Genomic DNA, 6,903 nt, shown 5'->3' on the forward strand with positions numbered 1-6,903 from the left:
GCGTCATGCTCCTGTGCTTGGATAAGTTATCGCCGTTGCCGATCGCACCATGCACAGGTCATGGCCGTTACTCGACTACCAATAGGAATTCCCGGTGCCCGCTCCCGAGCCGTCCATGCACTTTCGCCTGACTCTGTCCACCGCCGCACGCAGCGCCGAGGAGCGCGCGCGCATTCTCGCCGCGCCCGGGTTCGGTCAGTTCTTCACCGACCACATGGTCGCCATCGCATGGACCCGCGAGCAGGGCTGGCACGACGCCCAGGTCCGCGCCTACGGCCCGCTGGCGCTGGATCCGGCGGCCTCGGTGCTGCACTACGGCCAGGAGATTTTCGAAGGCATCAAAGCCTACCGGCATGCCGATGGTTCGATCTGGACCTTCCGCCCGGAGGCCAACGGCAAGCGTCTGCAGCGTTCGGCGCAGCGTCTGGCGTTGCCGGAATTGCCAGTGGAACTGTTTGTCGAATCGCTGCGACAGTTGATCGCGGTCGACGCGGCGTGGGTGCCTTCGGCACCGGAAACGAGTCTGTATTTACGACCGTTCATGATCGCCGACGAGGCGTTCCTGGGCGTGCGTGCCGCGCACAAGGTCAGCTACTACGTCATCGCCAGCCCGGCTGGCGCCTATTTCGCCAAGGGCGTGGCGCCAGTGGCGATCTGGCTGTCCACCGACTACGCGCGCGCGGCCAGGGGCGGCACCGGTGCGGCCAAGTGTGGCGGTAACTACGCCGCCTCGCTGCTGCCGCAGCAACAGGCGCAGACGCAGGGCTGCTCGCAGGTGCTGTTTCTGGATCCGGTCCAGGGCAAGTATCTGGAGGAGCTCGGCGGCATGAACGTGTTCCTGGTGATGCGTGATGGCAGCTTGGTCACGCCGGCGCTGTCGGGCAGCATCCTCGACGGCATCACCCGTGACAGCATCCTGCAATTGGCGCGCGACCGTGGCATGCCGGTGGTGGAGCGCCAGGTGAGCATCGACGAATGGCGGCAGGGCGTGGCATCCGGTGAGATCGCCGAGATCTTCGCCTGCGGCACCGCTGCGGTGGTGACGCCGATCGGACAGTTGAAAGGCAAGGACTTTTCGGTCGGCGATCTGAGTGCTCCGGCCGGCCCGGTGACCTTGTCGTTGCGCCAGGAGTTGACCGATATTCAGTACGGTCGCGTGGCCGATCGTCACGGCTGGTTGTTCCGGCTGGACTGACGCGCCTGCGGGCGCAGGCGACGTCGGGGCCGCGATCAGCTTGCCCTAGGCGTTCTCAGTCACCGGTCGCCTCGGATTTTTTGCCGGCGCATGCGCGCGATCCGGCGCGCTGATTGCGTCGATGGCTTTTGGATATCGCGGTTGTTCAAATGGCTTCGAAGCGATTTGCAGCCACGTTCTTGCGGACCTTTTGTGGATCCCAGATCTGCCCGTTCATGGCGATGTAGACCCCCGGCGGTAGTGATTGCACCGCGCCGACCGCGCAACCGATGTTGAATTCGGCGTCCGAGCCGCGAAAGCGCGCTGGATTCAGCGCACCGGTCATCACGATGGTTTTGTTCTGGAGCGTCTGCAATGCCTTGCCGGTCTGCACCATCGAATCGGTGCCGTGGGTGATGAGCACGTGGCGGGCCGATTGTGCGGCCACGGTGGCGCGGATCAGTTCGCGGTCGGCATCGGTGATGTGCAGCGAATCCTTGCGTAGGATCGGAATCACGCTGAAACGGAAGGTCACGCCCAGCTCCTTGAGGATCTGACCGATCTGCGGGTCGCCGATCTGATAATCGGACTTATCGTCGAAGTAGATCTTATCGATCGTGCCGCCAGTGGTGACGATCAGGAGTTCTTCCATTGCCGTTCCTCACGCATGTCCGAGCGCGTTCGCTGTCGCGCGGGCCGTCATGATAATGGGTGTGCCGATGCGCTCGCTCAGGTGCCTTTGTCGCGCTGTGCAGTCGCAGCGCGTTTGTGCGTCAAGCGTGCGCGGATGCCTGGTGCACTGGACAGGCCCACCACGAGCAATGCCAGCGACAGTTCGATCCAGCCGAAGCTGCGCTGCGTCGGCTGGCTCCAGGCAGTCATGACGCCATGGCTGAACCACAGCAGCGCCGCCACGCCGCTCCAGAACCGCGCCAGCGCTTTGCCGCGCAGCACGCCGATCAGCAGCAGCAACGGTGGCAGCACGAAGACCACGCATGCCGCGACACGTTGGCGATCGTCGTGGAACCAGACCACGAACAGCGTCGCCAGCGCCAACAGCGCCGCGCTCAGTGCCAGATGCAGGCGCAGCGTGCTCACGCGCCGCTCAACCGCTGGGCGATATCGGCCAGACGTCGGCCGAGCGCACGCGCCAAGTGCGCTTCTTCTTCGCTGGGTTGCGGATCGTCGTCGGCGCCGGCGACATGGCTGGCGCCATAGGGCGTGCCGCCGCTGCGCGTGCTGCTGAGCAGGGGTTCGGTATAGGGAATCCCGACGATCAGGCAACCATGGTGCAGCAGCGGCAGGTGCATCGACAGCAGGGTCGCCTCCTGGCCGCCGTGCTGCGAGGCGGTGGAGGTGAACACCGCCGCGGGCTTACCGGTCAGCGTGGCGCTGGCCCACTCGGCGCCGAGTCCATCGATGAAGTGCTTGATCGGTGCGGCCATGTTGCCGAAACGGGTCGGGCTGCCCAGCGCCAGACCCACGCACTCGCGCAGGTCGTTGGCGTCCACGTAGGGCGCGCCGCTGTCGGGGACCGGTGGCGCGCTGGTCTGGGTGACCGCGGCCACTGGCGGCACCGTGCGCAGACGCGCGGCCATGCCGGGGACTTCGTCCACACCACGCGCGATGTGCCGGGCCAGGCGCGCCACCGAGCCGCCACGGCTGTAGTACAGGACCAGGATCTCGGCCATGCGGCCCTCCCATGCGTCAGAACGGACGTCAGTATCGACGATGCCGGCGTCCGCGCGCATCGGGTACCCTTGCCCGATGCAGCCATTGGACACTGTCAACCTCTGGGCCGAACGCGTCCGCGACCGCGCGCGCATGCGCAGCTTCGCTGCTTTCCTGTGGCGGCGCTTCCTCGACGATCGCCTGTTCCAGGCGGCGGCCTCGCTGGCCTACACCACCATTTTTGCGCTGGTCCCGTTGGCGGTGGTGGTCTTCGGGGTGCTCTCGGCATTCCCGGTGTTCAACGAATGGAGCGACCAGCTCAGCGATTATATTTTTTCCCATTTCGTCCCCGTCGCGGCGCGCTCGGTGGAGGCATATCTGCGCCAGTTCTCCGCCAGCGCCGGGCAACTGACCGCCGCCGGCGTGATCGCATTGATGGTGTCGTTGCTGATCACCCTGCACAGCGTCGAGCAGACGTTCAACCAAATCTGGCGCGTGGTGTCGGCTCGGCCACAGTTGAGCCGCTTCCTGGTGTACTGGACGGTGCTGACCCTGGGCGCGCTGCTCGCTGCGGCGTCGCTGGCGGTGTCGGCGCGGTTCTTCGCACTGCCCTTGTTCAAGACCAGCGAAGGGCAGTGGCTGGCGCAACTGGTGCTGAGCGTGGCGCCGGTGTTGATCGAGTGCGTTTGCATCACCTTGGTGTACCGGGTAGTGCCACACCACACGGTCAGATTGCGCCATGCGCTGCCGGGCGCGTTGTTGGCAGTGGTGTTGCTGGAGCTGGTGAAATGGGGGCTGAGTCTGTATTTAGGCGGTTTTCAGTCGTACCAGCGCATCTACGGCACCGTTGCGTTCGTGCCGATTTTCCTGTTGTGGATCTACATGAGCTGGATTGCGATCCTGCTTGGCGCGTCGGTGTCCTCCTCGATTTCCGCATTTCGCTATCAGCCGGCGTCGATGCGGCTGCCCGCTGGCTACGAGATCTACGGTTTACTGCGCTTGCTCGGACGTTTTGTGCAGGCGCGCAAGCAGGGCCTTGGCTTGCAGCAAGAACGGATTTTGGAACTGGAGCCGATGCTCACCGATGCGTTGGTGCAGCAACTGTTGGGCGCGCTGGAACGCATTCGTCTGCTCAGCCGTACCGAACAGGGGGACTGGATCCTCGCCCGCGATCTGGACGAAGTGCCGTTGACCGAGCTATACGAGCATTGCCAGTTACGCATCCCCATTGTCGAAGCCTATCTGCCGTGCCGCGACGACGCCCTCGGGCAGGCTGCCTGTTGTGCGCTGGACCAACTACGGCTGCCACTGCGCGAAACGCTCAAGCGCCGTGTCGGCGACCTTTATCCCGATATAGGAGACCTTGCATGACTGCATTGCGCATCTTGTTTCCGCTGTTCGCCACCGCCGTATTGTTGACCGGTTGCAATCGGCAGCCGGCGCCAGCGCGGACCGATGACCACCCCACCAGCGCATCTGCCTCGCCGTCGACCTCATCTGCCGCACCGCCGGTGGCCGGGCCGGAGGTGGTGCAGCAGACCCGTGCCCAGCCGAGGCTGAAGATGATGGCGGTGGACGGCCACGAATACGATTTGGCCGCGCATCGCGGGCAATGGGTGGTGGTGAATTTCTGGGCCACCTGGTGCGCGCCGTGCTTGAAGGAGATGCCGGAGTTGTCGGCGTTGCACGTGATGCGCGACAACATCAAGGTTGTCGGGTTGGCTTACGAAGACATCGAGCCGGCGCAGATGCAAGCATTTCTGAAGCAGCATCCGGTGGCGTATCCGATCGTCATCGTCGACACCTATAAGCCGCCGGCCGATTTCGCCACGCCACGCGGACTGCCGATGACCTATCTGATCGGCCCCGATGGCAAGCTCGCCAAACAATTCCTGGGGCCGGTCACCGCGCACGACATCGAGGCCGCGATTGCCGCCGCCGGTGGGCCGCCGCCGGGCAAGGCTGCGGGTTGACGATCCCAGTAGCCGCGGATTTTTTCTTGCCGTGCCGCTGTAGAGCGATGGGCTGCGGATGGCATGATCCGCTCCTTGCACCGCTCGCGCGCATTTGTTTATTTGCCGCTGCTGCGCTTGCCGATGCCGGCCATACTGCGTGCCACTTCCAGCAGCGCGGCCTGCTGGCGGGTGTCGAGGTTGCGGAAGGCCTGCAATAGATCGTGCTCGCCACGGGTGCGAGCCGGGTCGAGTTGGCTGGCTAGCTCGCCGAGCAGCGCGCCAGCAGGCACACCGAAGGTGCGGGCCAGCGCATTGAGCTGCGTGCGACCGGGCATCTTCTCGCCCGTCATCCACGCTTTCACGGTGGTTGCGCCAGCGCGCGGAATGGCGGCGGCGATGTCTGCGGCGCTCATGCCGCTGGCTTTGGCGAGCAGGCGTAACGTGGTATCCAGAGGCATGCGGGTCTCCAGGTCATTCCTTCAGCCGCGGGCGTAGCGTGGCCAGGTTGCAAGGACGTGTGCGGGCATCCAGTTGCGCGGCGATGATCTTGTCCCAGGCGGTGCGGCAGGCCGAAGTGGAGCCTGGCAGGCAGAACAGGAAGGTGGCATTGGCCAGGCCAGCGAAGGCGCGCGATTGTAGCGAGGAGGTGCCGATTTCTTCCACGCTGATTGCACGGAACAACTCGCCGAAGCCGGGCATTTGTTTGTCCAGCAGCGGTAGTAGCGCTTCGGGCGTGGAGTCGCGGCCAGTGAAGCCGGTGCCACCAGTGACCAGGATGCCATCGACGTGCGGATCGGCGATCCAGGCCGACACGACAGCACGGATCTGGTAACGCTCATCCGGGAGCAGTTCGCGTGCGTACAGGCGATGGCCTGCTGCGTCGAGTGCCGACACGAGATAGTCGCCTGAGCTGTCCTCGGCCAACGTGCGCGTGTCCGATATCGTGAGCACGCAAAGGTGCAATGGGATGAAATTGGTGTTCGCGCTCATGTCCGCAGCCTAGCGGTTCGCCTGGTTGGCGTACAGCCTGAGGGCGGAGTTTTCGTCTGCATGCCGTGCATCTGCTGGGATGCACATTGGCGGCGATTTCCTTGTTGGCCTGCTGTGGCGGCTGTGCAACCGCGCGTCGGCTCCGGGAAAATTTTTGGATTGGCGTCTGCAGTGTAGATCGATGTGATCTGTTGTGCCCAAGCACGAACGGCAGCGTCGCTAGACGCTGCCGTTCGCTGTCACCACACAGTACGTGGTGACGGTGTTGCATTAGCTGATGAAATCAACGGCTGGCGCAGAAGCCGAACTCGGCCATGGCACCAGGCGCCAGGGTCTTGTTCCAATCCATGCCCGTGGCGCTGAGCGTGCTGTCGGACTGCTTCCAAACGGCATTCCACAGGTTGTTGATTGTGCCGCTGACCGTCACGGCGGTTGACCAGTTGCCAGTGCTGGTACCGGTGTTGGTCACCTGCACGCGCTCGCAATAGCCGACATGCCAGTCGCTGTCGACAATGGTACGCGTGCTGAAGCTCGGACTGCTCGTGGAGCCGCCACCGCCGGTCGAGCCGCCACCGCCAGTCGAGCCGCCACCGCCAGTCGAGCCGCCACCGCCAGTCGAGCCGCCACCACCAGTCGGATTGGCGTCTGCAGTGTAGATCGATGTGATCTGTTGTGCCCAAGCACGAACGGCAGCGTCGCTAGACGCTGCCGTTCGCTGTCACCACACAGTACGTGGTGACGGTGTTGCATTAGCTGATGAAATCAACGGCTGGCGCAGAAGCCGAACTCGGCCATGGCACCAGGCGCCAGGGTCTTGTTCCAATCCATGCCCGTGGCGCTGAGCGTGCTGTCGGACTGCTTCCAAACGGCATTCCACAGGTTGTTGATTGTGCCGCTGACCGTCACGGCGGTTGACCAGTTGCCAGTGCTGGTACCGGTGTTGGTCACCTGCACGCGCTCGCAATAGCCGACATGCCAGTCGCTGTCGACAATGGTACGCGTGCTGAAGCTCGGACTGCTCGTGGAGCCGCCACCGCCGGTCGAGCCGCCACCGCCAGTCGAGCCGCCACCGCCAGTCGAGCCGCCACCGCCAGTCGAGCCGCCACCGCCGGT

Annotated in this window: 10 protein-coding genes; 3 read left to right on the top strand and 7 right to left on the bottom strand. The window is 64.4% G+C overall.

Translation table 11 applies throughout. From position 1 onward, the window contains the following. Positions 1–115 precede the first annotated feature (115 nt). Positions 116–1,195, top strand: coding sequence for a branched-chain amino acid aminotransferase (locus XANALMUS060_RS12340; protein ID WP_045738677.1), 1,080 nt, complete (start codon positions 116–118; stop codon positions 1,193–1,195). Between the two features lie 145 nt (positions 1,196–1,340). Here the strand turns inward: XANALMUS060_RS12340 and XANALMUS060_RS12345 are convergent, their stop codons facing one another. From XANALMUS060_RS12345 to wrbA, 3 genes are all read right to left on the bottom strand, one after another. After that, the gene (locus XANALMUS060_RS12345; RefSeq protein ID WP_045738678.1) at positions 1,341–1,826 is read right to left on the bottom strand and encodes an asparaginase domain-containing protein; all 486 of its coding nucleotides are present in this window, start codon (positions 1,824–1,826) and stop codon (positions 1,341–1,343) included. 77 nt (positions 1,827–1,903) lie between these two features. Next, entirely contained in the window at positions 1,904–2,272 is a 369-nt protein-coding gene (locus XANALMUS060_RS12350) for a DUF2069 domain-containing protein (RefSeq protein WP_045738679.1), read from the bottom strand. Then, on the bottom strand, positions 2,269–2,865 hold the full coding sequence (wrbA, locus tag XANALMUS060_RS12355; protein WP_045738692.1) for an NAD(P)H:quinone oxidoreductase: 597 nt from the start codon (positions 2,863–2,865) through the stop codon (positions 2,269–2,271). The genes XANALMUS060_RS12350 and wrbA overlap by 4 nt, the downstream gene beginning before the upstream one ends. Positions 2,866–2,941: 76 nt before the next feature. On the opposite strand from wrbA, the gene XANALMUS060_RS12360 reads away from it, so the two are divergent. Together XANALMUS060_RS12360 and XANALMUS060_RS12365 are read left to right on the top strand one after the other, a co-directional pair. Then, positions 2,942–4,216 carry a YihY family inner membrane protein gene (locus XANALMUS060_RS12360; protein WP_045738680.1) on the top strand — a complete coding sequence of 425 codons (1,275 nt, stop codon included), beginning with the start codon at positions 2,942–2,944 and terminating at the stop codon, positions 4,214–4,216. A gap of 41 nt (positions 4,217–4,257) precedes the next feature. After that, positions 4,258–4,818 (top strand): TlpA disulfide reductase family protein, encoded by a 561-nt coding sequence (locus tag XANALMUS060_RS12365; RefSeq protein WP_235430475.1) that lies wholly within the window; start codon positions 4,258–4,260, stop codon positions 4,816–4,818. Between the two features lie 98 nt (positions 4,819–4,916). On the opposite strand, the gene XANALMUS060_RS12370 is transcribed toward XANALMUS060_RS12365, so the two are convergent. The 4 genes from XANALMUS060_RS12370 to XANALMUS060_RS12385 all read right to left on the bottom strand — a co-directional run. Beyond that, complete coding sequence (locus XANALMUS060_RS12370; RefSeq protein ID WP_045738681.1) at positions 4,917–5,258, bottom strand: helix-turn-helix domain-containing protein; 342 nt, start codon at positions 5,256–5,258, stop codon at positions 4,917–4,919. A 13-nt stretch (positions 5,259–5,271) separates the two neighbouring features. Beyond that, positions 5,272–5,790, bottom strand: coding sequence for a molybdenum cofactor biosynthesis protein B (gene moaB, locus XANALMUS060_RS12375; RefSeq protein WP_045738682.1), 519 nt, complete (start codon positions 5,788–5,790; stop codon positions 5,272–5,274). Positions 5,791–6,073: 283 nt separating this feature from the next. Beyond that, entirely contained in the window at positions 6,074–6,457 is a 384-nt protein-coding gene (locus tag XANALMUS060_RS23060; protein ID WP_082065109.1) for a cellulose binding domain-containing protein, read from the bottom strand. Between the two features lie 95 nt (positions 6,458–6,552). After that, positions 6,553–6,903, bottom strand: a 351-nt coding sequence (locus XANALMUS060_RS12385; RefSeq protein WP_045738684.1) for a cellulose binding domain-containing protein, incomplete at its 5' end; no start/stop codon positions are given.

It is taken from the genome of Xanthomonas sp. MUS 060 (genome assembly GCF_000963215.1).
Taxonomy (GTDB): domain Bacteria; phylum Pseudomonadota; class Gammaproteobacteria; order Xanthomonadales; family Xanthomonadaceae; genus Xanthomonas_A.